At 38.8% G+C, this 25,200-nt stretch carries 19 protein-coding genes and 2 tRNA genes; all 21 read right to left on the reverse strand.

The window, feature by feature from the left end; translation table 11 throughout:
• Nucleotides 1-35: 35 nt before the first annotated feature.
• Nucleotides 36-1,109 (reverse strand): peptide chain release factor 1, encoded by a 1,074-nt coding sequence (prfA, locus tag QUE18_RS10850; protein ID WP_009265461.1) that lies wholly within the window; start codon nucleotides 1,107-1,109, stop codon nucleotides 36-38.
• A gap of 1 nt (nucleotide 1,110) precedes the next feature.
• Nucleotides 1,111-1,962, reverse strand: a complete 852-nt coding sequence (gene prmC, locus QUE18_RS10855) for a peptide chain release factor N(5)-glutamine methyltransferase (protein WP_009203600.1) — start codon at nucleotides 1,960-1,962, stop codon at nucleotides 1,111-1,113.
• Nucleotides 1,955-2,902 (reverse strand): DUF1385 domain-containing protein, encoded by a 948-nt coding sequence (locus tag QUE18_RS10860; protein ID WP_009203599.1) that lies wholly within the window; start codon nucleotides 2,900-2,902, stop codon nucleotides 1,955-1,957. Before QUE18_RS10860 ends, prmC begins: the two co-directional genes overlap by 8 nt.
• Nucleotides 2,903-3,007: 105 nt before the next feature.
• Nucleotides 3,008-3,208: a 50S ribosomal protein L31 gene (gene rpmE / locus QUE18_RS10865; protein ID WP_008390552.1), complete on the reverse strand. Its 201-nt coding sequence runs from the start codon at nucleotides 3,206-3,208 to the stop codon at nucleotides 3,008-3,010.
• A gap of 130 nt (nucleotides 3,209-3,338) precedes the next feature.
• Nucleotides 3,339-4,706 (reverse strand): transcription termination factor Rho, encoded by a 1,368-nt coding sequence (gene rho, locus QUE18_RS10870; RefSeq protein WP_009203598.1) that lies wholly within the window; start codon nucleotides 4,704-4,706, stop codon nucleotides 3,339-3,341.
• 90 nt (nucleotides 4,707-4,796) lie between these two features.
• Nucleotides 4,797-5,522, reverse strand: coding sequence for a SigF/SigG family RNA polymerase sporulation sigma factor (locus tag QUE18_RS10875; RefSeq protein WP_009203597.1), 726 nt, complete (start codon nucleotides 5,520-5,522; stop codon nucleotides 4,797-4,799).
• The gene (spoIIAB, locus tag QUE18_RS10880; protein WP_008390559.1) at nucleotides 5,515-5,943 is read right to left on the reverse strand and encodes an anti-sigma F factor; all 429 of its coding nucleotides are present in this window, start codon (nucleotides 5,941-5,943) and stop codon (nucleotides 5,515-5,517) included. The genes QUE18_RS10875 and spoIIAB overlap by 8 nt, the downstream gene beginning before the upstream one ends.
• Before the next feature lie 19 nt (nucleotides 5,944-5,962).
• Nucleotides 5,963-6,322 (reverse strand): STAS domain-containing protein, encoded by a 360-nt coding sequence (locus tag QUE18_RS10885; RefSeq protein WP_008390562.1) that lies wholly within the window; start codon nucleotides 6,320-6,322, stop codon nucleotides 5,963-5,965.
• A 103-nt stretch (nucleotides 6,323-6,425) separates the two neighbouring features.
• Complete coding sequence (locus QUE18_RS10890) at nucleotides 6,426-7,625, reverse strand: tetratricopeptide repeat protein (protein ID WP_040344269.1); 1,200 nt, start codon at nucleotides 7,623-7,625, stop codon at nucleotides 6,426-6,428.
• Nucleotides 7,612-8,877: a bifunctional folylpolyglutamate synthase/dihydrofolate synthase gene (locus QUE18_RS10895; RefSeq protein ID WP_009203595.1), complete on the reverse strand. Its 1,266-nt coding sequence runs from the start codon at nucleotides 8,875-8,877 to the stop codon at nucleotides 7,612-7,614. The genes QUE18_RS10890 and QUE18_RS10895 overlap by 14 nt, the downstream gene beginning before the upstream one ends.
• Nucleotides 8,871-9,665 (reverse strand): Cof-type HAD-IIB family hydrolase, encoded by a 795-nt coding sequence (locus QUE18_RS10900; protein ID WP_242852717.1) that lies wholly within the window; start codon nucleotides 9,663-9,665, stop codon nucleotides 8,871-8,873. The genes QUE18_RS10895 and QUE18_RS10900 overlap by 7 nt, the downstream gene beginning before the upstream one ends.
• Before the next feature lie 81 nt (nucleotides 9,666-9,746).
• A complete protein-coding gene (metA, locus tag QUE18_RS10905; protein ID WP_009203593.1) occupies nucleotides 9,747-10,664 on the reverse strand; it encodes a homoserine O-acetyltransferase MetA in 918 nt (305 codons plus the stop codon).
• A gap of 109 nt (nucleotides 10,665-10,773) precedes the next feature.
• Nucleotides 10,774-12,711, reverse strand: coding sequence for an NAD-dependent DNA ligase LigA (gene ligA, locus QUE18_RS10910; RefSeq protein ID WP_040344280.1), 1,938 nt, complete (start codon nucleotides 12,709-12,711; stop codon nucleotides 10,774-10,776).
• Nucleotides 12,712-12,721: 10 nt separating this feature from the next.
• The gene (locus tag QUE18_RS10915) at nucleotides 12,722-13,456 is read right to left on the reverse strand and encodes a pseudouridine synthase (RefSeq protein WP_009265473.1); all 735 of its coding nucleotides are present in this window, start codon (nucleotides 13,454-13,456) and stop codon (nucleotides 12,722-12,724) included.
• Nucleotides 13,457-13,458: 2 nt separating this feature from the next.
• Nucleotides 13,459-15,048, reverse strand: a complete 1,590-nt coding sequence (locus QUE18_RS10920; RefSeq protein WP_009203591.1) for an MBL fold metallo-hydrolase RNA specificity domain-containing protein — start codon at nucleotides 15,046-15,048, stop codon at nucleotides 13,459-13,461.
• Between the two features lie 3 nt (nucleotides 15,049-15,051).
• Nucleotides 15,052-16,212, reverse strand: a complete 1,161-nt coding sequence (locus tag QUE18_RS10925; RefSeq protein ID WP_242852716.1) for a GNAT family N-acetyltransferase — start codon at nucleotides 16,210-16,212, stop codon at nucleotides 15,052-15,054.
• Nucleotides 16,213-16,228: 16 nt separating this feature from the next.
• A complete protein-coding gene (gene ispF / locus QUE18_RS10930) occupies nucleotides 16,229-16,705 on the reverse strand; it encodes a 2-C-methyl-D-erythritol 2,4-cyclodiphosphate synthase (RefSeq protein WP_009203589.1) in 477 nt (158 codons plus the stop codon).
• A gap of 106 nt (nucleotides 16,706-16,811) precedes the next feature.
• Nucleotides 16,812-16,885: transfer RNA gene (locus QUE18_RS10935), tRNA-Met, on the reverse strand.
• 37 nt (nucleotides 16,886-16,922) lie between these two features.
• Nucleotides 16,923-16,995 (reverse strand) — tRNA-Val (locus QUE18_RS10940).
• 178 nt (nucleotides 16,996-17,173) lie between these two features.
• Nucleotides 17,174-23,635, reverse strand: coding sequence for a SpaA isopeptide-forming pilin-related protein (locus QUE18_RS10945; protein WP_242852723.1), 6,462 nt, complete (start codon nucleotides 23,633-23,635; stop codon nucleotides 17,174-17,176).
• Nucleotides 23,636-23,660: 25 nt separating this feature from the next.
• Nucleotides 23,661-25,181, reverse strand: coding sequence for an InlB B-repeat-containing protein (locus QUE18_RS10950; protein ID WP_008390582.1), 1,521 nt, complete (start codon nucleotides 25,179-25,181; stop codon nucleotides 23,661-23,663).
• Between the last annotated feature and the right edge of the window lie 19 nt (nucleotides 25,182-25,200).

Consider the following 25,200-nt stretch of genomic DNA (forward strand, 5'->3'; position numbering starts at 1 on the left):
TTTGATCACCTGACCCCCTTATAAATCTCTTTGTATTATTCTTCTTCCATGTTACTTAATTTTGCTGCCTGATCTGCTGCTGTTAAGCTGTCGATCAATTCATCTAAATCACCGTTCATGATAGAATCTAATTTGTGAAGTGTCAGCTTGATTCTGTGATCTGTAACACGACCCTGTGGATAATTGTATGTTCTGATCTTTTCAGAACGGTCTCCTGTACCGATCTGGCTCTTTCTCTTTGCTGCTTCTTCATCATGTGCTTTCTGCTGTTCTAATTCATACAGACGGGAACGTAATACCTTTAACGCTTTGTCCTTATTCTTTAACTGGGATTTTTCATCCTGGCATGATACAACGATTCCTGTTGGAATATGTGTTAAACGTACCGCAGAGTCTGTTGTATTGACACACTGTCCACCATTTCCTGATGCACGGAATACATCAAACTTACAATCATTCATATCGATCTCTACTTCCACATCTTCCACTTCTGGCATGATCGCTACCGTAATTGTAGATGTATGGATTCTTCCTCCAGACTCTGTTGCAGGGATTCTCTGTACACGGTGTACACCGCTTTCGTACTTGAATCTTGAGTATGCACCCTGTCCAGATACCATGAATACAAGTTCTTTAAATCCACCGATTCCACTCTCATTAAAACTTAATGTATTTACTTTCCAACGTTTGCTTTCTGCATAATTTCGATACATACGTGCAACGTCAGCGACGAATAACCCAGCTTCATCTCCACCGGCACCGGCACGCATCTCAACGATGATATTCTTGTCATCCATTGGATCCTTTGGAATTAAGAGAATCTTTAACTCTTCTTCTAATCTTTCCACATTTGCCTTAGATTCATTCAGTTCTTCCTTGGCAAGTTCTTTCATCTCTTCGTCAGACTCTTCTTCTAAAAGCATCAAACTATCTTCGATATTCTGTTTCTCTGCTTTGTATTCTTTGTATTTTTCCACGATCGGTGTCAGCTCATTTTGTTCTTTCATCAGATCACGGAAACGATTCTGGTTACCTGCTACATCTGGATCATTCAATTCCTGCAGTACAGTGTCCAGACGATCTACTAAACCTTCTAACTTATCAAACATCTTATTCTCCTTCTCTTGCAAATCCAAAGACCAGCCGGTCTAATCCTGCCAGGTCCTTTTTTATCTCAACACAGGCAAAATCCTGTGCTTCCATCAAATTCTTCACTGCTTCTCCCTGATCATATCCGATCTCAAATGCGAGCATTCCATCTGGGTTTAAATAATTTTTCGCTTCTTTGATGATCTTCTTATAAAAATAAAGTCCATCTTCTTTCCCGTCAAGTGCTAACATCGGTTCATGGTCTTTCACTTCCGGCATTAACTTTCCACATTCTTCTGTTGTAATATATGGTGGATTGGAAATGATCAGATCATAGCTTGCTGTGACATTCTCAAAAAGGTCACTTTGAATAAATTTTACCATAGGTGCGAGATTTTCGCCATTAGCTTTTGCGATTTTTAATGCTTTTTCACTGATATCTGTCCCAATACATACTTCTGGATTTAAAATCAATGCCAGACTGATCGCAATACAGCCAGATCCTGTACAGATATCCAGTATCGTATCTGGTTTCTTTGACTGTTTTAACTGATCAAGCACTTCTTCCAATACTGTTTCTGTATCTGCTCTTGGGATCAGTACATCTGGTGTTACCTTAAATGTATATCCCATAAATTCCTGTGTTCCTAAAATATATTGCAGTGGAACATGTTCTTTTCTCTTCTGAATCAGTTCCTTATATCTTTCTTCCGCTTCTTTATCATTGATCTCATCGGTCATCCCAAACAGGTAGTCTTCCCTTGATATATGAAAACATTCGGAAAATAAATACCATGCATCACCGGATGCATTCTCGATCTGTGCTTCTTCTAATTCCTTTTGTCCATAGAGGACCCATTCTCTTCTATTCATCTTCTTTTTGTTCCCCTTTATGAAGATTTTCTAAATATTCTCTCCAATCGAAGACACCTTCCACTGATGCGATCGCAACTTCGATCATGGAGTGATCTGGTTCTTTCGTTGTCAGTCTCTGAAGTGCCAGTCCTGGTTTTGAAAATATCTGAACAAGCGGGTGGTCACTGCTTCCTGCCAGCCGGATAAATTCATAGGAAACACCAGCTACCAATGGTAAAAATAATAATCTTAATACGATTCGTAACCAGATGGTATCCACTCTGATAAAGAAGAAAAATACCATACTGATGATCATAACGATAAAAATAAAACTTGTTCCACATCTTTTGTGTAATCTTGAAAAGTTATCCACATTTTCAGGAGTTAAAGGAACACCTGCTTCTAAACAGTTGATCGTTTTATGTTCTGCACCATGATACATGAAGACTCTCTTGATGTCTTCCATTCTTGAGATCAACACAATGTATCCAAGAAATATCGCTATTCGGATAATACCTTCCATAAATAAAATCACATATTCATTCCTGATCAGCTTTCCGAGTGCTTCGGATGCGATGTATGGAAGGATCATAAATAATCCGATGGAAATTGCCAGTGAAAATACCAGTACGATTCCCATGATGATCTTCTCTGCTTTCTCTCCAAGAATCTTTTCTAAGAGCTGTTCTGTCCTGCTCTCTGTTTGTTCTTCTTCGTCTTCGTAAAAAGATGCAGAATAATTCAGTGTCTTCATCCCGATCACCATAGATTCCAGGAAATTTACCATTCCTCGAAAAACTGGTAATTGAAATAATGGATGTTTCTCTGCGAAGCTTACGCATTCTTCTACTTTCGTCTCTATCTTGCCATTGGGCTTTCGCACGGATACTGCATAACGATCCATATTCTTCATCATTACGCCTTCGATCACTGCCTGCCCGCCTATACGAACCGCCATTGTTGTCTCCTATATTTCTATGAGATTTTTCTCGTTACATTGAGTTTCTCGTTACATAAAAAAAAGGTTGAGATTTCGATAACCTCAACCTGATTTCTTACTTTTCTACTTAACACCATATTTACGATTGAACTTATCAATACGTCCACGAGCCTGAGTAGCTTTCTGCTGTCCTGTGTAGAATGAATGACATTTTGAGCAGATTTCTACGTGGATATCTTCCTTTGTAGATCCTGTTACGAATTCGTTACCACAGTTGCATACTACTTTTGCCTGATAATAATTTGGATGGATTCCTTCACGCATGTTCTTTCACCTCTTCTAAAAAATTTGTTGGATTTTGCCAACATTTACATACTTTGACTTTCGTCATTTCTTGTTTTATAAACAGCTTTTTTATTCTATCACAATTTATTTGAAATTGCAATCACTTTTTTTATTTTCTTAATAATGATCGTTTGGTTAGTGCTACAAATTCTTTGTTGTTTTGGGTTCGTTTAAATAAATCTAACATCTGTTCCATAAATTCTTCCGAACGGTTTCCGGATAATTCTTTGTGAAGTGCTGTGACAACTTCTCTTTCATCTTTAGTAAGCAACAGCTCTTCTCTTCTTGTTCCTGATTTGGCAATATCAACCGCTGGGAAGATTCTTTTTTCTGCCAGACGACGGTTTAAGACTAATTCCATATTACCTGTTCCCTTGAATTCTTCAAAGATCACGTCGTCCATCTTGCTTCCTGTCTCTACGAGTGCTGTGGCAAGGATGGTAAGACTTCCGCCTTCTCTCATATTTCTGGCTGCACCGAAAAATTTCTTCGGCATATAGAGAGCGGCTGGATCAAGTCCACCAGTTAATGTTCTTCCGCTTGGCGGTACTGTAAGGTTGTAAGCTCTTGCAAGTCTTGTGATACTATCTAATAAAATTACGACATCTTCTTTATGTTCTACGAGACGTTTTGCACGTTCTAATACCATCTCTGACACTCTCTTGTGGTGTTCTGGTAATTCATCAAATGTGGAATAAATAACTTCAACGTTCTTTCCTTCGATAGATTCTTTAAAATCTGTGACCTCTTCTGGTCGTTCATCGATCAATAATACGATTAATTTGATATCTTTATAATTCTGGCTGATACTTTGTGCCATTTGTTTTAACAGTGTTGTCTTTCCTGTCTTTGGAGGCGATACGATCATTCCTCGCTGCCCTTTTCCAACGGGTGATAGCAGGTCAACCATTCGCATTGGTATGGATGATCTCTCTGTTTCCATTCCTAATCTTTCGTTAGGGAAGATTGGTGTCAGATCTTCAAAATGCTGTCTTCTCGCTGCCATTTCTGGCTTATATCCATTGACAGATTCTACGAATAATAAGGCACTGAATTTCTCACTCTGGGTTTTGATACGGATCGCTCCTGTTAAGATGTCTCCTGTTTTTAAATTGAATTTGCGGATCTGAGCCGGAGATACATAGATATCATTCTCCCCTGGAAGATAGTTTTCACATCGGATGAAACCATACCCGTCTGGCATAACTTCCAGAATCCCATGTGCTTTTTCTCCGCTGTCCAGACTCTTTATATTCTTTGGAAATTCTTTCTGATGATGTTTTCTTTCTTGATGCTCTGAATAAGATTGTTTTGGTTCACGTTGTATCTGCGGTTCTTCCTTTTGTTTTGATTGTTCCTGATCATAGTTTTCTAATACTTCGATCAGTTCTTGTTTCTTTAAGGTCGAAATGCCTTTTATTTTTCTTTCTTTGGCAATTTCACGTAATTCAATTACCGACTTTTTTTCATATGTCATTCTATCTTACTCCTTTTACCTGGGAAAATGGATGAATTATCCTTTAACGATCGATCCAGATTTGTGTTTTCTTTATTCTAGCATAGTTTTTCAGATATTTCCAATCATTTGTCTTCTTAGTTTTTTTAAGATCTTTTTTTGTATTCTTGAAACCTGTACCTGTGAAATATGAAAGATCTTCGCAATTTCTTGTTGAGTTTTTCCTTCAAAATATCGGTAATAGATCATTTGCTGTTCTTTCTGTTCCAAATGTTTCATGGCTTCCTTTAACAGAACATGATCTACCACTTTCTCAGATTCATTTTCTCCTTTTGATAACTTATCCAGCAGAGAAATCTCACTGCCATCCTTCTGATATGCACTCTGATGAATGGATTCTACTTCATTGCTTGCCTCTAAGGATGTTACGATCTCTTCTCTTGTGATCTTCGTAATCTCACTGATTTCTTCGATCGTTGCTTCCCTTTGATACTGCTGGCAAAACTTTTCTCTTGCTTTCATGATCTTGTATACATTTTCTTTTAAAGATCTGCTGACTTTGATCATACCATCATCTCTTAGGAATCTACGAATCTCTCCTGTGATCATCGGTACTGCATAAGTCGAAAATTTCACGTCATAAGACAGGTCAAACTTGTCCACGGCTTTCATAAGTCCAATACTTCCGATCTGAAACAGATCCTCAGACTCATATCCTCTGTTTGTAAATCGTCTCACAACACTCCAGATCAATCCAACATTATTAAGAATGATCTGCTCTCGTGCTGCTTCGTTTCCTTCTTTGGTAAGCCGTAACAGTTCCCTCGTCTTATCCATTCAGCTTGTCTTGATCTCCTATTTTCTTTGTCATGATCACTGTCGTTCCTTCTCCTTGTTTTGAAATAACTTCTACTTGATCCATAAATGCTTCCATAAAAGAAAATCCCATTCCAGTCCTTTCTTCTTCTGGTTTTGTTGTAAACATCGGTTCCATCGCTTTCTTGACATCTGGAATTCCGATACCCTGATCTTTAATCTCTATTCGCAGGATTCCATTCTGATCGGAAAGATCCATGCTGATCTTTCCATCTGGGTTGTGATACGCATGTACAATACAGTTTGTCACTGCTTCTGACACTGCGGTCTTGATATCATCCATTTCTTCCATATCCGGATCAAATTTCATGATATAAGCAGCCGTCACAATTCTTGCGATTCCTTCATTTTCTGAGTCACTGTTAAATTCTAAATGCAACATTTCTTATCCTCCCATTTCTCTATATTTCTTCTATCAGTTGATGCAATCCTGCCATATGAATGATCTTTCTTACTGATGCACTCATATTGCTGACTTTCACCGTTCCTCCCATCGCCTGTACCTGACGATATCTTCCTAAGATCACTCCAATCCCTGAACTATCGATAAATCCTGAATTTTTAAAATCAAACTCAATATCTTTGATCGGATATGATTTTAAAATGATATCGCATTTATGTTTTACTTTCTTCGCTAAGTGATGATCTAGATCACCATCCAGATAAATATATAAAACCCTGTTTTCTATCTTGTATTCTGTTGCCATATTCTGATCGCTCCTTCCTGCTCTTTGCTGTGATACGTTCCTTTCCAAGATCATCTTGAATTTCCTGATAGAAAATAAAAAAGAAAGAAGTTCAAACTTTCGCTTGTTCTTCTTCCTTTATCTTTTGTTTGTAAACTTGTATTCTGTGTAATATTAATTATAAACTTTTGGCACTCTTTTTACCCATTGCATCAATTCGACTCTTCGCATTGATCGCCTGAGATGTTCCTGGGAACTTTTCGATGATCGTCTGATATGTCTTCTTCGCATTCTTCTGATCGGAAGCACCTTCATAAGCTTTGGCAAGGTAATCATATGCATAACGGTTTGTATCGCTGACTTTGATCGCTTTCTTTAAATAAGAGATCGCTGTCTTGTAGTCTTTTGCCCAGTATGCATTCTTTCCTTTGCTATATAATCCAGTTCCTGCACTTGGATATACCTTTGCTGTCAGATCTTTGTAAATCGCTTTCATATTCTTTGTTGTTAGTTTCTTACTGTCGATATCTAATAACGCATCTGCAGATCCTGTATAATCACGATCGCTGTATTTCTGTAAGGCACTTAACAGCAGATCATAGACACCGTCTTTCTTGCTTGTTCCAATGTACTCGTCTAATTCATCTTCTGCTTTCTTCTGTGCTGCCTTTGCTTCTTTAACTTTCTTCTCGCTTGCTTTCAATTGTGTGTCTTTGGCAAGGATCTGTTCTTTATAATCTTCTACCTGTGTAGAGTTCTTATGACTGAAGCTTGCACGTACTGTTGGATAGATCAAAACTGCTGCCACGATCACACCGATCACAATTCCTGTTACCATGTAAAACATCGGGCTCTTTCCAGCTTCGTTTTCCTGAATTGAAGAAATATTAAATGGATTCTTCTTTTTCTTTGGTTCTTCTGGCTGGCTCACAACTTTTTTCTTCTCTTTTTTCTTCTTGTCTTTCTTCTCTGGCTCAGTTGTCTGTGGCTCTTCTTCGACTACTTTTGTCTCAAATTCTTTGCCATATTCCACTGCTGATTCGTTGTTTGGATCGATCTTTAAGATCGTATCAAGGAATGTTCTTGCATTATCATAATTCTCTCCCTTGATGGATAATAATGCCATTAAAAGATATGCATCTACAAAATTAGGAATAGCTGCCACAACATTCTTTAACTGTAACATCGCAAGGTCATCATTCCCTTGCTTGGCGTAGTTTAATGCCTGATTGTATTTCTTGATCATCTGGTTGGCTTTATATAATTCTGTCTTATTCTTCTTGATCTCTTCTAATTCTTTCCCATATATATTCTCTTCCGCTTCTTCCAAATCTGCACATGGTTGAAACTTGGCTAATTCTTCGTTAAAGTCTAACATTCTCTTCCTCCTGATTTATAAACTCTTTGGCCATGCCTGCCAGATAAAAAGATCCGACAACAAAGCATACCGTTGTTTCCTGATTCCTGTCTATCATCTTACGAAAAGCATCCTGAAATTCTGCTTCATTGATTCTTCTCTTATGAATCCCCACTGTATAAAAGGCTTCAATCTCTGGAATCGTCTTCAGAATGTTCTTCATATATTCTTCTTCATTCTGATGAGATGCTGCAAATAAGATCCGCTTCTTCATTCCATGGTAGTTTGCCTCCACAGTCTGTACAAATCCTTGCATTCCTTGGATATTGTGCGATACATCCACAATGATCCCTGGTGCGATCTCTTCCATCCTTCCGCTGATCCTGATCTGGCTCAGTGCTTCATAAATCTTATCTTCATCGAGTCGTCCACAGATAAGTTCTGCTGTCTGCAATGCTGCTGCAAGATTGGACTTCTGAAATTCTCCTGCAATGTTGGTCCGCACATCTCTTTCCTTATCATACGCATTGGCATTTAAAAAATCAATATATTTTCCTGCTTTTTCTTTAAAATTAAGATTATCTTCAGAAATGTCATAAATTCGTGATTTTTTCTGCCTTGCTTCTTCAGAAAGGATTTCTTTTACCTTGGGTTCCTGTTCTATTGTCACAACTGGAATTCCTGGCTTAATGATCCCTGCTTTGTGTGTTGCGATCTCTTCCAATGTTTGTCCCAGAAATTCCATATGATCTTCGCTGATTGAAGTGATCACACTGACCTTCGGACAGATAACATTGGTAGCATCATATCTTCCACCCATTCCTGTCTCGATCATACAGATATCTGGTTGTTCTTCCTGAAAGATCACCATCGCCATCAGAAATACTGCCTCAAAAAATGATGGACTGTTCTTTCCTTCTGTTATTCCAGTTTCAATGGCATGTCTTACCTTCACCGCAGCTGATGCAAATCGTTCATCACTGATCTCTTTCGCACACAGCTTGATTCGTTCATTGATCTTCACAACATGTGGCGAGGTAAAGGAAGCTGTCTTCTTTCCATGCTGGGTAAGGAGTGCTTCTAAAAATGCACAGACGGATCCTTTTCCATTCGTCCCTGCTACATGGATCATATGCAGCTCTTTTTGAGGATTTCCCAATCGTTCTAAAAAGTATTTTATATCTTCGAGAGAAGATTTTGTGGCGAATCCTGCGATTTTGTATAAATATTTTACAGACTCTTCATAAGTCATGGTCATTTCTTCTGTTAGCATAATTCACCACTCAGTACTGCTTTCAATACCTGAAGTACCCCATCTTCTTTGTAAGATGGTGCTACAAAATTCGCTGCTTCTTTTACTTCATCTCTGGCATTCTCCACTGCAAAACTGTGACTTGCACGTTTTAACATCTCGATATCATTTAAATTATCTCCAAATGCCAGTGTTTCATCTGGTGTGATTCCGTATTCTTCCTGAAAATGTCTTAAGGCACTTCCTTTGTTCGCACCTTTGTTGGCGCAATCAACCCAGCATTTTCCGGATACTACAACATTCATCTTCTTGCCCCATCGTTTGATGAACTCATCCCCAACTACATCTTCGGCGCAATTGTGATGAAAAATACTCATCTTACATACACCTTCTGGATCCCCTAAAACATCATCTACAAGATCACCTCTGTAGCCATAGTCTCCGACCAGATGCTGGTAAATCCCGATATTCTCCATATATGTCATGTTATCTTTATTGATCGCAATCTCACATCCTGGGAACTGTCTTGCTTCTTCAATATAAGTTCTTACGATTTCTGGGTCGATCACATCTACATATTGATAATCTTTGGAATGAATACAAGTTCCATTTTCTGAAATAAAACTGATATCATCAAGTACTGGCGTGAATACTTTCTCGATACTTGCTCTCTGACGGCCGCTTGCCGCTAACACGATCGTTCCTCTTCGTTTCAGTTCTTTGATCACGTCATAATATTCCGGATTCAGATCCAGTGTCCCATCTGCCACTAATGTTCCATCAATGTCTGTTGCGATTAGTTTGATCATTTGTTTTCCTTTCTTTTCTCCATCTACATGCTGTATCATTATTTCAAAAAGGCTGCCATACTTTGTACAGCAACCTTTGTTTTATTTGTCTTTTTCCAGATCGTATGGTGTCACCTGATATACATAATAATTCAGCCAGTTATAATACATAGCATTTGCATGACATCTCCATGACTTCACTGGTTTCTTCGTTGGATCATCATCTTTGTAATAATTCTTTGGTATATCTGGATTCAGTCCTCGTTTTACATCCCTTACATATTCATAATGCAGTGACATCACATCATATTCTGGATGTCCTGTGACAAATACCTGACTTCCTGTGGAATTCAAAATAATGTATGGTCCTGTCTCATCTGATTCTGCTACGATCGTTAATTCTTTATTCTTGCGGATGGCTTCTCCGTCAACTCCTGTATTTCTAGAGTGTGGCACGTAGAACTTATCATCAAATCCTCGAATAATAGGAAGTTTATTATGTAATGGATGGTGTTCATAAACACCTGAAATCTTCTTATTCAAGATATGTTTCTTGATTCCATAGTGATAATAAAGTCCTGCTTGTGCTGCCCAGCAGATATGCAAAGTTGATGTAACATGTGTTTTGGACCATTCCATGATCTCAACAACTTCATCCCAGTAATCAACCTCTTCAAATTCTTTTAACTCTACTGGTGCTCCTGTAATGATCAGTCCGTCAAAACGTTTGTCTTTGATCTCTGAGAAATAATTATAAAATTTCTCCATGTGTGACTCTGATACATGAGTCGGAACATAAGATTCTGTCTGTAAAAATGTAATATCTAACTGTAATGGTGTATTTGATAAACTTCTCAGCAAATGAAGTTCTGTGTCTAATTTGTTTGGCATCAGATTTAAAATTGCAATCTTTAAAGGCCTGATATCCTGTGTACATGCCCTTTCTTTATCCATCACAAATACATTCTCTTCTTCTAAGACTGCCTTCGCCGGCAGATCGTTATCTATTCGAATTGGCATTTTATCAAATCTCCTTCTCTCTTTTTTCGATTGCTTTTTAAGCTGACAGCATTTTTCCTGTCAGATATTTATTATAAAACTCTTGCATTTTTTATGCAATCTATATTTATCATCGTCCGATCAGATTAAGGAAATCTTCTTCGCTCAGTATTGGAATGTTTAATTCCATCGCTTTCTTATTCTTTGATGACTGCGACATTTTATCATTGTTGATCAGATAGTCTGTTTTCTTTGACACTGATCCTGTGACCTTGCCTCCCATCTGTTCAATCTCTTCCTTTAGTTGTTTTCTGTTATCGAAATGATCAAGTGATCCTGTCACAACAAATGTTTTTCCTTCTAAGATCTGTTCTGTCTTACTTTCTTCTTTCTTCTCAAACTGCACATATTGTAACAGTTGTTCTAAGATCTTCTGATTATGTGGTGTATGAAAATATGATACCATAGCTTCTGCGATCATCGGTCCAATCTGATCGATCGCAATAAAATCCTCTGCATCGGCTTCTCTGATCGCATTGAAATCTTCTTTAAAATGTTTGCAGATCAATTTTGCATTGGAAAGTCCTACATTCGGAATTCCCAGACTATAAATAAAGTTTGCCAATGCAGGCTGTTTGGAATCATTGATCGCATTGATCAGATTTTGGTAGGATTTTTCTCCAAATCCTTCTAATTCCAGAATCTCTTCTTTGTGATCTTTTAAAGTGAAGAGGTCATAAATTTCATTTAATAGTCCAACATCGATCATCTTCTGTAATGTTGCTTCGGATAGTCCATCAACATTCATTGCATCTCTTGATACAAAATGCGAGAATGATTTGATCTTCTTTGCACTGCAAAATTCGTTGGTGCAGACTAGGGTTCTGATTCCATTTTCATCTTCGATCTTTGTCTCACCACCGCATGCAGGACAAGTATGCGGAATCTCTATATTGCCGCTCTTTGTTTTATTCTCTGCAAGCTGTGGAATGATCATATTAGCTTTGTATACAACGACCTCATCGCCGATTCCTAACTGCAATTCTTCCATCACACTAATGTTGTGGAGACTGGCTCTGCTGACAGTCGTTCCTTCTAATTCTACTGGTTCAAAAATTGCCACTGGATTGATCAGTCCAGTTCTTGATGGGCTCCATTCAATCTCAGTTAATGTTGTCTCCGCTGTCTCATCTGCCCATTTAAATGCGATGGAATCTCTTGGGAATTTGGCTGTTCTTCCAAGACTTTTTCCATATGCAAGATCATCATAGACTAATACCAGTCCATCTGATGGCAGATCAAATTGTTCGATCTTCTTTGAGAATTCCTCAATCTCATCTCGGATCGTATCTTCTGTGACTCTGATATGTTCTACCACATCAAATCCAAGACTTGCTGCCCAGTCTAATTTCTTCTCGAAGGAATTATCAAAATCCATACCTTCAACATCACTGACACTGAACGCATAGAAATGAACGTGGCGTTTGGCTGTGATCTCATTGTTTAACTGTCTGACGGAACCACTGCATAAGTTTCTTGGGTTCTTATACTGACTGTCAACATCTTCGATTTCTTCGTTCATCTTATAGAAATCTGAATATGGAATGATCGCTTCTCCACGAATGACCAATGTTCCCTGATATGCAATGTGTCTTGGAACATTTTCAAAAACCCTTGCGTTGTTTGTTACAACTTCTCCGACTTCCCCATTTCCACGGGTCACGGCTTTGATGAGTTCTCCATGTTCATAGGTCAGAACGATCGTTAAACCATCGAGTTTCCATGACAGGATTCCTTCCTGGCCGTTCAGCCATGCTGCCAGCTGATCTGGCTCCTTTGTCTTGTCTAATGATAACATCGGAGATGGATGTGCTTCTTTTTCCAATGCTGTCATCAATTCATACCCTACATGGATCGTTGGACTGTTTGATAAAACAGTGTTCGTCTTTTTCTCTAGTTCTAAAAGTTCATCATACATCTTATCGTATTCGAGGTTGCTCAGAACTTCTTTATTCTGCTGGTAATAAGCTTTCCCTGCTTCATTTAGTGTATGAATGAGTTCTTTCATTCTGTCTAAATCATTCACTTTTTAGCTCCTTCTTTAACTCTCGTAATTCATCCGGAGTTAATTTTCGATATCTTCCTTCTTTCAGATCGCCGAGTTTAATGTTCATAACACGGACTCTCTTAAGTTTTGTCACACGGTATCCAAAGTGTTCACACATTCTTCGAATCTGCCGGTTTAATCCCTGTGTCAAGATGATCCTGAACTCGTTTGGTCCTTCTTTTATAACTTTGCATCTTCTTGTTACTGCATTAATCTCATCTAATGGTACTGGATTCCTCATATCATGAATGAATTCATTCGTAATTCGTTTATTCACTGTTACTTCGTATTCTTTTTCATGATAATTTCTTGCTTTCATGATCTGATTGGCTGCTTCACCATCATTGGTAAGCAGTATCAATCCTTGAGAATCCTTATCTAATCGTCCTACAGGATAGATCCTTGTTGGATAGTTAATATAGTCGATAATATTATCTTTCTCTTCTTTGCTTGCTGTGCATACGATTCCTCTTGGCTTATGAAAAGCCAGAAAGATCAGATCTTCCTGAATCTTTACCGGCTTTCCATCAAATGTCACGCTCTGCCCCGGAAGTACTTTAGTTCCGCTTACTGCAACTTCTCCATCGACTTCGACTCTGCCTTCCTCGACATAAGTATCCGCCTGTCTTCTGGAGCAGATTCCTGCCTGACTTAAATATTTATTTATACGCACTGCATCTTCTGTTTTACGTTTTGTCTCTTGCATTGTTACCTTTCCCACTTGTCACAAAGGGCGATGATCTGGTCAGCAAATTTGCCCAGGTCTTTGTTCGTTCCACCCTCATTGTGCTCAATTACAGATTTCAAACGCTCGCTGGCTGTAAGAAGTCTGATATAAGCACTGCTCTGTTTTGGTTTCTTCTGGATGCGTTCTCTTGATCCCCATTCAGTCCATTCGCCTGTAATAAGGTCAAACACATCTCCGCTGTATGGTGCTCTGACTTTGAATTTGTATTCATCTTTTAAGCATGATGTAAATGCTTCACAGACCGCATCTTCTCCATGAACTACAAATACTTCTTCTGGTTTCTTCTCGAAACTATTGACCCATTTTAATAACCCGTTCTTGTCTGCATGTCCGCTTAAACCTTCTAATTGTACGATATCTGCTGCCACTTTGATTACCTCACCAAACAGTTTTACTTCTTTGGCTCCTTCGATCAGTGATCTTCCCAGAGTTCCATATGCCTGATATCCTACAAATATGATCGTATTCTCTGATCTCCACAGGTTATGTTTTAAATGGTGTCTGATTCGTCCAGCTTCACACATTCCGGATGCTGAAATGATCACCATCGGTTCTGTTTCAAAGTTGATCTCCTTTGATTCTTCTGTCGTAATGGATAAATGAAGATTGGAAAATGTGATCGGATTAATTCCTTGTTTCACTAATTCCATAGCTTCCTCATCATATGTTTCATCGATATTCATATTAAAGATCTTCGTTGCTTCCACTGCCAATGGACTGTCTACAACAACTTTGAAATCTCCATGATTCTTGATCCTATCTTCAGCCTTGATCTGACGGATATAATATAACAGTTCCTGTGTTCTTCCAACTGCAAATGATGGGATCACAACATTCCCGCCTCGATCAAAGGTCCTCTGGATCACATCGGTCAATTCTGTCACATAATCCTGATGTTTTCCATGATAACGGTCACCATACGTAGATTCCATAATAACATAATCTGCTTCTCTCGTATAGCTCGGATCTTTGATCAATGGCTGGTTAAAGTTTCCGATATCTCCAGAGAATACCAGTTTCTTTTCTACATCTGCTTCTCTTAACCACACTTCAATGCTGGAAGATCCTAACAGATGTCCGATATCTGTAAATTTGATCGTAATGCCGTCAGCAACTTCAATCTGTCCGCCATATGGGCATGGCACAAAATACTGCATGACATTGATCGCATCATCCATCGTATAGATCGGTACAACTTCTGGTTTTCCAGATCGCCTTGCTTTCCTGTTCTTCCACTCCGCTTCAAATTCCTGAATGTGTGCACTGTCTTGCAACATGATCTCACATAGATCGGTTGTTGCTCTTGTCGCATAGATCTTTCCTCTGAACCCTTTTGCATACAACAGCGGGATCAGCCCTGAATGATCGATATGTGCATGTGTCAGCAGGATAAAATCAAGATTCCCTGCATTCACTGGAAGATCAACATTCTCGTATACATTTAACCCTTGTTCCATTCCATAGTCAACAATAAATCTTTTGCCGCAAGCTTCCACATAATGGCAACTTCCGGTCACTTCATGATCCGCTCCGATAAACATTAACTTCATGGCTTATACCTCCTCTGAAATATAGATTGGGCCAGCCGGCACGATATCTTTTAGATACTCATGCTCTTTTAATATCTGTCCTGCATCGTAGTCAAAAAACACCTGTGTCAGCTCGTCGATTGAAATTTCATCTTTCCATCCCTGTGCCTCCGTTGTGTGTATGTCTAATGTCTCATCTTGTGGTATGTCTGCACGTTGAATGGATATCTTATGATTCAGACATTGAAACTGGAATACTCCATTCTGATCCTTGATATATGGATCTTTCACCAATATCCTGAATGTAAAATCATTCTTTCCTTGCAAGATATCTCCCCAAGCAGTAAGGTTCGTGATCCTTGCCATGATCTTTGGTACTTTTTTGCTTTGTATAAAATCCTTTCCTGTTGAATTTTCCTTGAATAAATTCCCTTCTGTGATATAAATCTTCTTACCTTGGTGTCGTTGTTTGATCTGGTTAAGCATATGTTCTGGCTCTAAAGAATACGCCCATCGGATATATACTTCATCTTCTTCAAAACTTTCTGCAAATACGCCTTGTAACAGATCGTCTTCATAATAAGCTAAGAGGCTTCCATCTCCACTCTGGCTTTCTTTTTCCAGTCGTCTCAGGTATGGTTCATCCGGAACTGTATATATCTTGTATTGTTCCATAAACCGCTCTAAAAAATTCTGGATCGTCTGATAATCTTCTGCCATTATATGAACGATCTTATGATTTCTATCCGTTGTATCATCTGTATATAAAATGTTATGATCATCGATCATTGTTTCTTCCCAGTCCATCACAAATCGAAACTGGAATGGTTCATAATATGCTTTATTCGCAGGCATCAGATACGTAAATGGCTGTTGCTGCTCATGCATATCATTGAAACACTTCTTAAGCATCTCTGCCATGATGCCTCTTCTTCTATATTCCTTCCACACCGCAACTGCTACAATATAATTTAATGTATATGTCTTCTTTCCTGCTCTTATGTGGTATGGATTTAAATGGATCATTCCTAAGATCTTGTTGTCTTCTTCTGCCAGTATCACTTGATTCGTTGCATATATCTCTTCAAAATAATACTGTGCAAACGGCTCTGGATCTTCAAAAATCTCCTGATACATGTCATATACTGGCTGTTTGTCTTTGTTTTTCTGATAAACGATCTCCATGCTATTTCCTTTATTCTTATTTTGTTTCATTAAGCAGACACACTGCCTGTGCACTGATCCCGAGTCCCTCTCCTGTGAATCCTAAATGTTCTTCTGTCGTTGCTTTGACATTCACCTGATCTGGATCTACTTTGAGGGTCTTACTGATATTTTCTTTCATTGTTGGAATATAATTTAATAACTTTGGTCTCTGTGCAATGACTGTCGCATCCACATTTCCAATCTCGTATCCTTTTTCCTCGATCAATCTTACAACTTCTGCTAACAACTTCATGCTGTCTGCATTATGATATGCAGGGTCTGTGTCTGGAAAATGCTTTCCGATATCTCCTAATGCTGCTGCCCCAAGGATCGCATCTGTGATCGCATGCAGCAGAACATCAGCATCTGAGTGTCCTAATAATCCTTTCTCATATGGTATATTTACTCCGCCTAAGATCAAGTCTCTTCCTTCTACTAACTGATGGACATCATATCCCATTCCTACACGCATATTCTTGCTCTCCTTTTTTTGTTTTTATTATAACATGATTTCACTCTTTTATCATGATTTTTAGCAGAAAAAAAGACATATTCATATCGAATATGTCTTCCGAAAGTAGCGATGAGCAGATTCGAACTGCTGACACTACGGGTATGAACCGTATGCTCTAGCCAACTGAGCTACATCGCCATATGTTATGAAATTCATCCATGTAGTTCATGGATAGTGGGACCAATAGGACTCGAACCTATGACCCTCTGCTTGTAAGGCAGATGCTCTCCCAGCTGAGCTATGATCCCTTGTGTCTCTCAAGCTCTCTTGCCTGACGACAAAATATAATATACTCTTATTTTCGATGAATGTCAACACTTTTTTTAATTTTTTTTTGATATTTTTATTTTATAGATAGAAACCACGTAAAAAATGGCTTATTTACGTGGTTTCTTCATAATTTATTTTTTTATATTTTTTCGGATTTTATCGAAATTTTCTATGCAATAAAAATAATCCTCCTAAAATCAGAATGATTCCTCCTATGAATGAAAGCTCATCTGTCCGTCCACCTGTCTTTGGAAGATTCAATATAGAATCATTCGTAACATTGTACGTCAGATGATAGAAGTAATAATCATTTCCCTGTTTGATCGCTTTACTTGTATCCACATTCTGTTTATCTACCTCTGCCTGTGACATCGTCATTGGCAGTGTAACGATGATTGGTTCTTTTAACAGATTCTTTCCAACCGCTGTCTTTGTCTCTGTGATCGTATAAGTATCAGGGAGCAGTCCATCAAAAGTGACTTCTCCAGCAGAATCTGTTTTGGCCTTCGCTACTTCTGCTCCATCAGATGATGTGATCACAAATTCGATATCTCTTAATGATTTCCCCTTAGAATCTTTCTTGATAAGTTTTACAGATCCTTGGATCATCTGATTCATAAACTTCGCTCCACCTGTCAATTGTGCTTTAGCTGTCGTTCCAGTTGGTCCAATATCGAACGTCACAGTTTCTTTCTCCTGATCGATCGTTGCATTGCTGCTGTTGCTCGTAATATTGAGTAATTTGAAATACTTGATCATACCTCCTTCATTACACGTATAAGTGCCATATTCCAGATCATCAAACGTCACAGACAGTTCGATCAGATCTCCCGGATGATCTTTCATCTGTTTTTCAACCTCTGCCTTTGTGAATTTGACTTTCTTCTCATAACTGTGTTTCTTTCCATAGACATCGGTTCCAGTCAGTGTAAATATAAAAGTCGGATCCCCAACATCCATATTCAGATTACCTGGGTCCAATGCTTTTGTGATCGTAATGCTTCCTTTCGGCCCTGTACGGTCATGTGTGTTTGTGATTACTGTAAGATCCTGATCATTTTCATCCGTATCATAGGTTGGTCTGTATCCGATCTCAGATTCTCCCGTGATCAATCCTTCTTCGACTTCTTTCCATGTATAATTGACTTTTTTACCATTGACTTTCACAGGAAGTACCTTACTGGACGCTTTCCAGTTATTCTTCGCACTGAGCATCAATGTTTCTTCCACTTTACCATCAGCCAACAGATTAACTAAGACAGACTTTGGGCGTATGCCATCTTTATTCCCATGATCATTCCATACCTTTTTAACCTTTTTCTTCGTCGTATCTGGTGTATGCGTATTCGTGATCATGATATTCTTCGTTGTTGTACCATCATCATCTATTGTCTCATTTGTCTCGTAAGTATCGACATATCCTGTTTTTGCATTACCTGTCAGCTTATCATAGACTTCTTCTTTCACTTCATACTCAAATGGTTCGCCAGCTTTGTCATACTTATCGAGGCAATGATACGTTACATCATCTGACCAGTTATTTGTTTCGTCTAATGTAATAGCATTCTTGTATTTCTCACCATTTCTATATAATTGAGCTTTGATCGATATCGGTCTCAGATCATCTCCATTGTCACCATCTTCCCAAACCTTTTGTACATTGATATCGACATATTCTGGATTTTCATGGAAGTTCGTAAACGAAATTACATACATCGCATCATTCCAGTGTGTACTCGTCAAAGTATAACCTTCGGGAACATCTTCACGAAACTCCCACTTTTCACGATCATCCTTCTTGATATCCGTAAACATTGTCCAGTTATTATCTTTTGTCAGTGTATACACCTTTACTTCTTTTGTTGTCTTATGTGTTGCCTTGATCGTAACAACATCTGGACGGATCTTTGCTGCATTGTCATGATCATCCCATATCTTCTTCAATGCAATATAATCCAGTTTCTGGTTGACTAAAGTATCTGAATCATGCACATATGTTGTTGTATCATTATCCGTATTATTCTCGGCTTTTACATCATGAATAAGATTTTCTTTCGTATCATTGATCACTTTACCCTTAAATGTTAATGTCTTGTCCGATTTCTCATATCCATCTGGTGCGTAGATTTCTTCTACCTCATACATATCACTGTCTGTTCCATCCTTTGCATAGATATCGGTCGGCAATCCAATAAATTCCAGATATTCAAACTGATCATCCTGTGATGTAGTGGTGGCGATCGTATCACCCTTCTTAAAGATATTTTCTCCTTTGCTATTAACGATATCTGTTTTCGCTTTTAAGGCAAATATGGCTCCCGCCAGCTTGTTTCCGTCTTGATCGGTCTTGATCAGATGGATGCCGTATTTTTGCAGAGTATCATTAGCTTTGACATGAATACTTGCTTTCTTTGCAACCTTTAAGGCAATATCTTCCTCTTCTGGATCCAGAACCTCTACCGTAGTCTTGATCGTTTTCTCTGGCAGATCTTTATACGATCCTTGGTTGTTAAAACTGATATTGATCTCGTATTTTCCTGATTTTTCTGCATATGTCGGTGTAAATGCCACATCTTTATCCGTCACTTCCACATCTTCTGCTCCATCGTCATCATAAAGGATTCTCCAGCTAAAGTCCTCTGCCTTGAATTTATCACCTTTTAAGAACCTGTTCTTTGGCATGGCAACGATCTTTAACGGATGTTCCTCGATAAACTTATCTTCTTCGATCTTTAATATCTGATCCATGACATATGTTGTCTTAAGAACTGGATTTCCATAGAACATCTGGCTGACATCTTCTACATTGGAGGTGTTGAAAGATGAAAGATCGAGTGTTTTGATGGAATCCATGGCATAAAACATCTGACTCATATCCACGACTGCGGATGTATCAATATTTTTAAAATTGATCTCTGTGAGATTCCTGCAATTTTTAAACATTTTAGATGATATTGCATTCATGTAGATGACCTGTCCGGCTCTTTGACTTGAGATATAACAATCTCCATCATCGTTCCAAAGCACAATACTGCCATCTTTATTCTGAGAAACATCCGTTGTCACAGCTCCTTCTGGTGCACTCTTCCACGTGAAAGTCACAGATTCCGCATCCTTGATCTTCTGGTTCAATTTTTCGCCTTTTTCCAACACATAAATACCTGTACTTACATTATTGTCTTCATTTCCAAACGGATCTTCCTTGTCTGGTACTTTATCATCATCACGAATATCATTGATACTTCCTGCAGTTGTATCCCATGTCAGTTCTACTTCATGTTTTTCCTGATCTTTGATATAGCCTGTCGGAGACTTGATCTCTTTTATGTAATACTTTCCTAAATAGAAGTTAGTTGTTTCTTTTCCATCCATATCCTTTCTTGTAAAATGGATCTCCTTCTCTTTTGTCGTTGTCTTTTGATCGATCAGTTCGTCCTTCTTCCAGACAAGCGTTCCGTCATCTTTCTTGATATTCTCATCCGCATACAGCCCATAGACTGCTCCTGCGATCTGATCGTTGTCATAGATAAAACTCTGAGAATCCTTGTCATAATCTGTTAAGATATCTCCCGTCTTACTGAACGTAATTTCTCCATAGACTGGCGTATCCATCTGTTCAAACCTGCAGCTTCCATTTCCAGCATTATCGTACGTGATCTTGATGCTTGTGGATTCCCCGCTTAACTCAAAAGATTTTTCTTCTGCGTCATCCATGTTGTAGCCTGCTGGCGCAGCAGTTTCCTTAATCGTATATTTTCCATATGGAAGATAGCACTCTGCAGTTCCATCTCCACTCGTTCCTGTAGTCAAAGTTGCCACAATATCCTGATCTTCATCATAGATTTCATAGACTGCATCATTTAACAGCTTCTTTGTCTCTGATGAACGTTTGACTAGTTCGATCCTGATCTTATTTTCATCATCTTTATACGGACCAAACGTGACTGTCTTATGGACATCAGACTTGATCAAAACCACATCTTCATCTTCCATCATTTCATGCTTTGGATCACCCTTGATCTGATGCAATGTATAAACACCGATCGCTAACGAGATTGAAGTTGCTTCTCCTTTTTCATCAGTTATCAGAGTATCGACCACTTCTCCATGCGGATCAATGATCTGAAATTCCGCCCCAGATTCCGGTACATACTTATCTTTATTTACGGACATTTGCTTTTTGATCGAAATCTTTGCGGATTTTGTATAATCGTCTTTTAAAACGAATTCATACACTTTGACTTCATCCTCGATCGATGCTTTCATTTCTGTGGAATACTGCGGTAGCGCAAGGTCATAGTCTTCGACACCTCTGGTCTGCACGACTATAAACCCTGTCTTCTTTACGAAATCTTTTAAGAGCATCGCTGCCTTTCCTTCGGAATCTGTGACTAATGTTCCAAGAATTGCATCTCTATTATCTTTTTTCAGTTTTTCAATGTAATGAAGCCTGTCCTGTGACGTTGCCAATGTCTGATCCTTGAAATCTTTCACCATAGATTCATCCAGTACAACAAACTCAGCCCCTGGTTCTGGTTTAGACTTTCCATTCTTGACCATCGTTTTTCTGACCCGGATCTTGTTTCCATTATAATAATTATCCAGCTCAAATTTTTTAAATTTCTTATCGCCATCTTTGATCGTTACATCAAAATCATCAGCAATCTTATAATTATCACTTCCTTTTGTCTGATGAACCGTGTAGATGCCAGGATCTAACTTTCCAGATTGAGCTGCACCATTTTCATCCGTGATCAATGTTTCTATGACTTTCTTTGTCGACTGATCGATGATCTGGAATTCTGCCTTATATTCTTCTTTTTTTGTATAAGTTCCAGTTTCCTTATCACTGATCCTTGTAACCTTTGTCAACATGATCCCTGCATGCTGCTTTGGATCGTTTGATTCAACCTTATAGATCATTTTAGATCCATCAATGCTTACCCATTTGTCCGGTACCATATCATATCCATCGGTCGTTTTCGTCTGATGAATACGGTAAGCTCCATAAGGAAGTAAATCTGTTTCTGCGATCCCTTTGTCATTCGTTGTGATCGTCTGTTTTAAGTTATTCTTGGAATCATAAACCTCAAAAACTGCCTGTGCTTCTGGAACATTTTCCTCGCCAAACGTCTTTACAACTTGTATTATTCCTTCATATTGCTGTTCCTTCAGATACTTGGATGTATTTTTATTGACCGTGACTGATATATCATTACTAGATAACTTATATCCCAACGGAGCATACTTCTCATGTAAACGGTAATATCCCGGATACAGATCTGTCACTTTTGCATAACCATCCGCATCAGTTACCATCTGTGTCACAAGTGTTCCTGCTTTATAGACAACACTCTTGTTATCGGAGCCTGTAATATCATGGTCAGCATATAGCTCATAGACAGCATTCTGCAAGTTTGCTTCAACTCCTAGATCCCCTCGTTTATTCTTTACAGTTCCCTGTTTAAAGATTTCCAGATCACTCTTTTGAAATTCATTGGTATAGTTAAATGTGAATGATCTGACTCCACCCTGTTCCATTTTGCTCTGATCTGTCTGATCTGGGATCAGGTGTCCGAATGGGGATTTTGTTTCCCTGACCATCCAAGTGTGGACCGAGGCACTCTTTAAGGCTGAAATCTTCTGCTCTGCAAGTTTTTGTGCTTCCTGCATTGCCACAGCATATGCTTTTGCCGAAGAATCGTACCAGCCATTATCTGTCGCTTCTTTTTGCTGACTTTTTGAAAGATCGTTCCAATTCTTTACATAAGTCTTTTTCGTTGATGTCACACTATAACTTACCGTTCTTTGAACAGTATAAGAAGCTTCTCCATTGTCATCGGTTGTTACACTTCCTTGATAATTCCCATCCATATAGATCTGAAATACTGCTCCAGAAAGCCCTGCTCTTGTTTCCGCATCTTTCTTTTTGATCTTGATCCTTACATTATCTGGGCTGGTTCCTGACTTTGTTGCACTCGTTTTCGCTTTTTCAATATCTGGCGGTGTATGACGAAATCCGAACAAAACCTGATGGGAATCCAGTTTCTTCTTTTTCACACATTTCTTCACTGTATAATAGTAGATCGTTCCTTCTGGATCCTGATCACTGATCATTTTACAGAACTTTTTTGCATCTTTCTGCGAATAACCTCTGTCCACATTTTTTCCTGCCTGATAAACGGTATTTTGCTTATTCGCTCCATGTCCACATGCCCAGATGTATGCCTGACACAATGACAGATCTTTTGTATTCTTGCCGCTTGATCTGAAATACCAGTTTAATGCTTTTGCAATTCCCTTTTTTTCATAAGTTGCTGCATTGATCGTCTTGTATTTTAAGGTATCTCCAGAACACATGGTCTTTCCAGAGTTTAAGCAAAACACTCTGTGTCCGTCAGCTGTCATACTCCACAGACCTTCTGATGCAGGACGATCGATCTCTGAGATCTTATTACTTGATAATGCCTGGCTCATCACCAGTTTGGCTTTTCCTGTGAAAGCCTTGACGTCTCTATTCTTCAGGAACAGTGATTCTCCTGAACCACTCAGATACATTGTCATGATCATCAGGAGGGTAAGAATACTTACCGATATCTTTTTACAGATCGTCTTCATTTGTTTCAAACTTTCTTCCTCCTTTTTACTTGTAACGGTTTGTGAAATATCCTGGCTGCCCTTCCTTGTCGATCCTTCCATACTCAGAATCTACGTGGTCTCTCGAAAATCCAGTTCCATTCTGCCCTTCCAGTTCGATCGAGCCATTAAACATGCCGTCATCATGAATAATGTTGTGTGTGTCGAATGATCCATCTGTTTTCTTCCAGACAGCATACAATTCACAAGTCTGTCCAGCATCGCAGAGAGTATTGACTGCCTGTCTATCGGTATATTTTGCTTTGATCGCATTCGGATCTTCACTCCATCCAAGGAAGGTATATCCCGGCCGTTCAAATGTATTTGCTGGCAGGATATCATCCTGTCCATATTTTAATTCCACAGTCTTTTTGCTGCCTGATGCACCATTTCCATCAAATGTTACTTCATAAGAGTTCTTGGACCAAACAGCATAAAGTGTTATACCCTCCGTGTTACTCCATGTGATCGTCTCTCCTGGAGAATACCGTGCTCTCACCGCATGTTTATCTGTATTCCATCCAACAAAGGCATAGCCTTTTTTCGTGTATCCATTCTCAGCAAAGCTGTAATTTTGATCGTACGTGGCTGTCCCATCATTCACATATCCAGAATCTTCTCCATTTCCATCATAGTTTACAGTGTATGTATTCGCTGTCCACTGGGCTGTCTCTGTATAATTACCACATACCAGCCAGCCTGTATTGGACATCCATTTTGTTCCTTCATCCAGCCATCCTTCCAAGGTATAACCTCTTCTTGATACCGTTGGAAACGAAAAATAATCTCCATCCGTAAAATTCCATGTTACATCTGCACCATCTCCACCATTTCCGTTGTAATAAATGCTACGGCTTGGCTTTTCCAGATTCAGATTTATAGAACACCAGTCATAAGTTTTCCATCCATCTCTGTCAGCAGAGGCCACTCCGACCAATCCAGTACTGACATGGATATTTACTGATTTCCAATGTTCTTGAGTATCATGATAGGAATTTTCCCAAAATCCATCATTTCCTCCACAATAAAGCGTTATATCCTTGCTCGGATCTGAAAATACTGGTTTATCCACCGTTACCCATTCCCAGGATCGATGCTGTTCATGGGCCGGTAACAGATACCAGACTTTGATCGTTAAAAGTGTATAGTTGTTGTTACTGTTCTTCTCTGAATATATCGTCTGTTTATTCACTGTAAGCTTATAATCTCCGCCTCCACCGGAATACGTCGTTACCGTATATGGATGTCTGGAATTATTAAATGTCCCACCGCTGACATTTTTATTTTTTTCATATTCATCACTATGAATATACATTGTCAGACTATCGCTTTTCCCATTTGGTCCATTGATGTTCACTGTTAAATGTCCATCTTTAAAATGTTTGTTTCCTCCTGTATTATATGATTGATAAGCATGTGCCTTCTTCATCTGATACCATGCCAGAACAGAAACAAATGAAACCATGACCACTAATACCACTATGATCTTTCGTTTTCTTTCCAGGATCTTTTTTGCATTCTTCATCATATCCTCCTCTCCATCTATT

It is taken from the genome of Anaerostipes hadrus ATCC 29173 = JCM 17467 (genome assembly GCF_030296915.1).
Classification (GTDB): domain Bacteria; phylum Bacillota; class Clostridia; order Lachnospirales; family Lachnospiraceae; genus Anaerostipes; species Anaerostipes hadrus.

Excerpts from the sequence above, each read along its gene's own strand:
- metA (WP_009203593.1), bottom strand. The coding sequence starts at position 10,664 with ATGCCAATTCGAATAGATAACGATCTGCCGGCGAAGGCAGTCTTAGAA.
- QUE18_RS10895 (WP_009203595.1), bottom strand. The coding sequence starts at position 8,877 with ATGCTAACAGAAGAAATGACCATGACTTATGAAGAGTCTGTAAAATAT.
- prmC (WP_009203600.1), bottom strand. The coding sequence starts at position 1,962 with ATGAATAGAAGAGAATGGGTCCTCTATGGACAAAAGGAATTAGAAGAA.
- QUE18_RS10920 (WP_009203591.1), bottom strand. The coding sequence starts at position 15,048 with ATGAAGTTAATGTTTATCGGAGCGGATCATGAAGTGACCGGAAGTTGC.
- QUE18_RS10900 (WP_242852717.1), bottom strand. The coding sequence starts at position 9,665 with ATGATCAAACTAATCGCAACAGACATTGATGGAACATTAGTGGCAGAT.
- QUE18_RS10950 (WP_008390582.1), bottom strand. The coding sequence starts at position 25,181 with ATGATGAAGAATGCAAAAAAGATCCTGGAAAGAAAACGAAAGATCATA.
- QUE18_RS10875 (WP_009203597.1), bottom strand. The coding sequence starts at position 5,522 with ATGGATAAGACGAGGGAACTGTTACGGCTTACCAAAGAAGGAAACGAA.
- ispF (WP_009203589.1), bottom strand. The coding sequence starts at position 16,705 with ATGCGTGTAGGAATGGGATATGATGTCCATCAGTTAGTAGAAGGAAGA.
- QUE18_RS10945 (WP_242852723.1), bottom strand. The coding sequence starts at position 23,635 with ATGAAGACGATCTGTAAAAAGATATCGGTAAGTATTCTTACCCTCCTG.
- ligA (WP_040344280.1), bottom strand. The coding sequence starts at position 12,711 with ATGAAAGAACTCATTCATACACTAAATGAAGCAGGGAAAGCTTATTAC.
- QUE18_RS10890 (WP_040344269.1), bottom strand. The coding sequence starts at position 7,625 with ATGTTAGACTTTAACGAAGAATTAGCCAAGTTTCAACCATGTGCAGAT.
- rho (WP_009203598.1), bottom strand. The coding sequence starts at position 4,706 with ATGACATATGAAAAAAAGTCGGTAATTGAATTACGTGAAATTGCCAAA.
- prfA (WP_009265461.1), bottom strand. The coding sequence starts at position 1,109 with ATGTTTGATAAGTTAGAAGGTTTAGTAGATCGTCTGGACACTGTACTG.
- QUE18_RS10925 (WP_242852716.1), bottom strand. The coding sequence starts at position 16,212 with ATGGAGATCGTTTATCAGAAAAACAAAGACAAACAGCCAGTATATGAC.
- QUE18_RS10915 (WP_009265473.1), bottom strand. The coding sequence starts at position 13,456 with ATGCAAGAGACAAAACGTAAAACAGAAGATGCAGTGCGTATAAATAAA.
- rpmE (WP_008390552.1), bottom strand. The coding sequence starts at position 3,208 with ATGCGTGAAGGAATCCATCCAAATTATTATCAGGCAAAAGTAGTATGC.
- QUE18_RS10885 (WP_008390562.1), bottom strand. The coding sequence starts at position 6,322 with ATGATCTTGGAAAGGAACGTATCACAGCAAAGAGCAGGAAGGAGCGAT.
- QUE18_RS10860 (WP_009203599.1), bottom strand. The coding sequence starts at position 2,902 with ATGGCGGTTCGTATAGGCGGGCAGGCAGTGATCGAAGGCGTAATGATG.
- spoIIAB (WP_008390559.1), bottom strand. The coding sequence starts at position 5,943 with ATGTTGCATTTAGAATTTAACAGTGACTCAGAAAATGAAGGAATCGCA.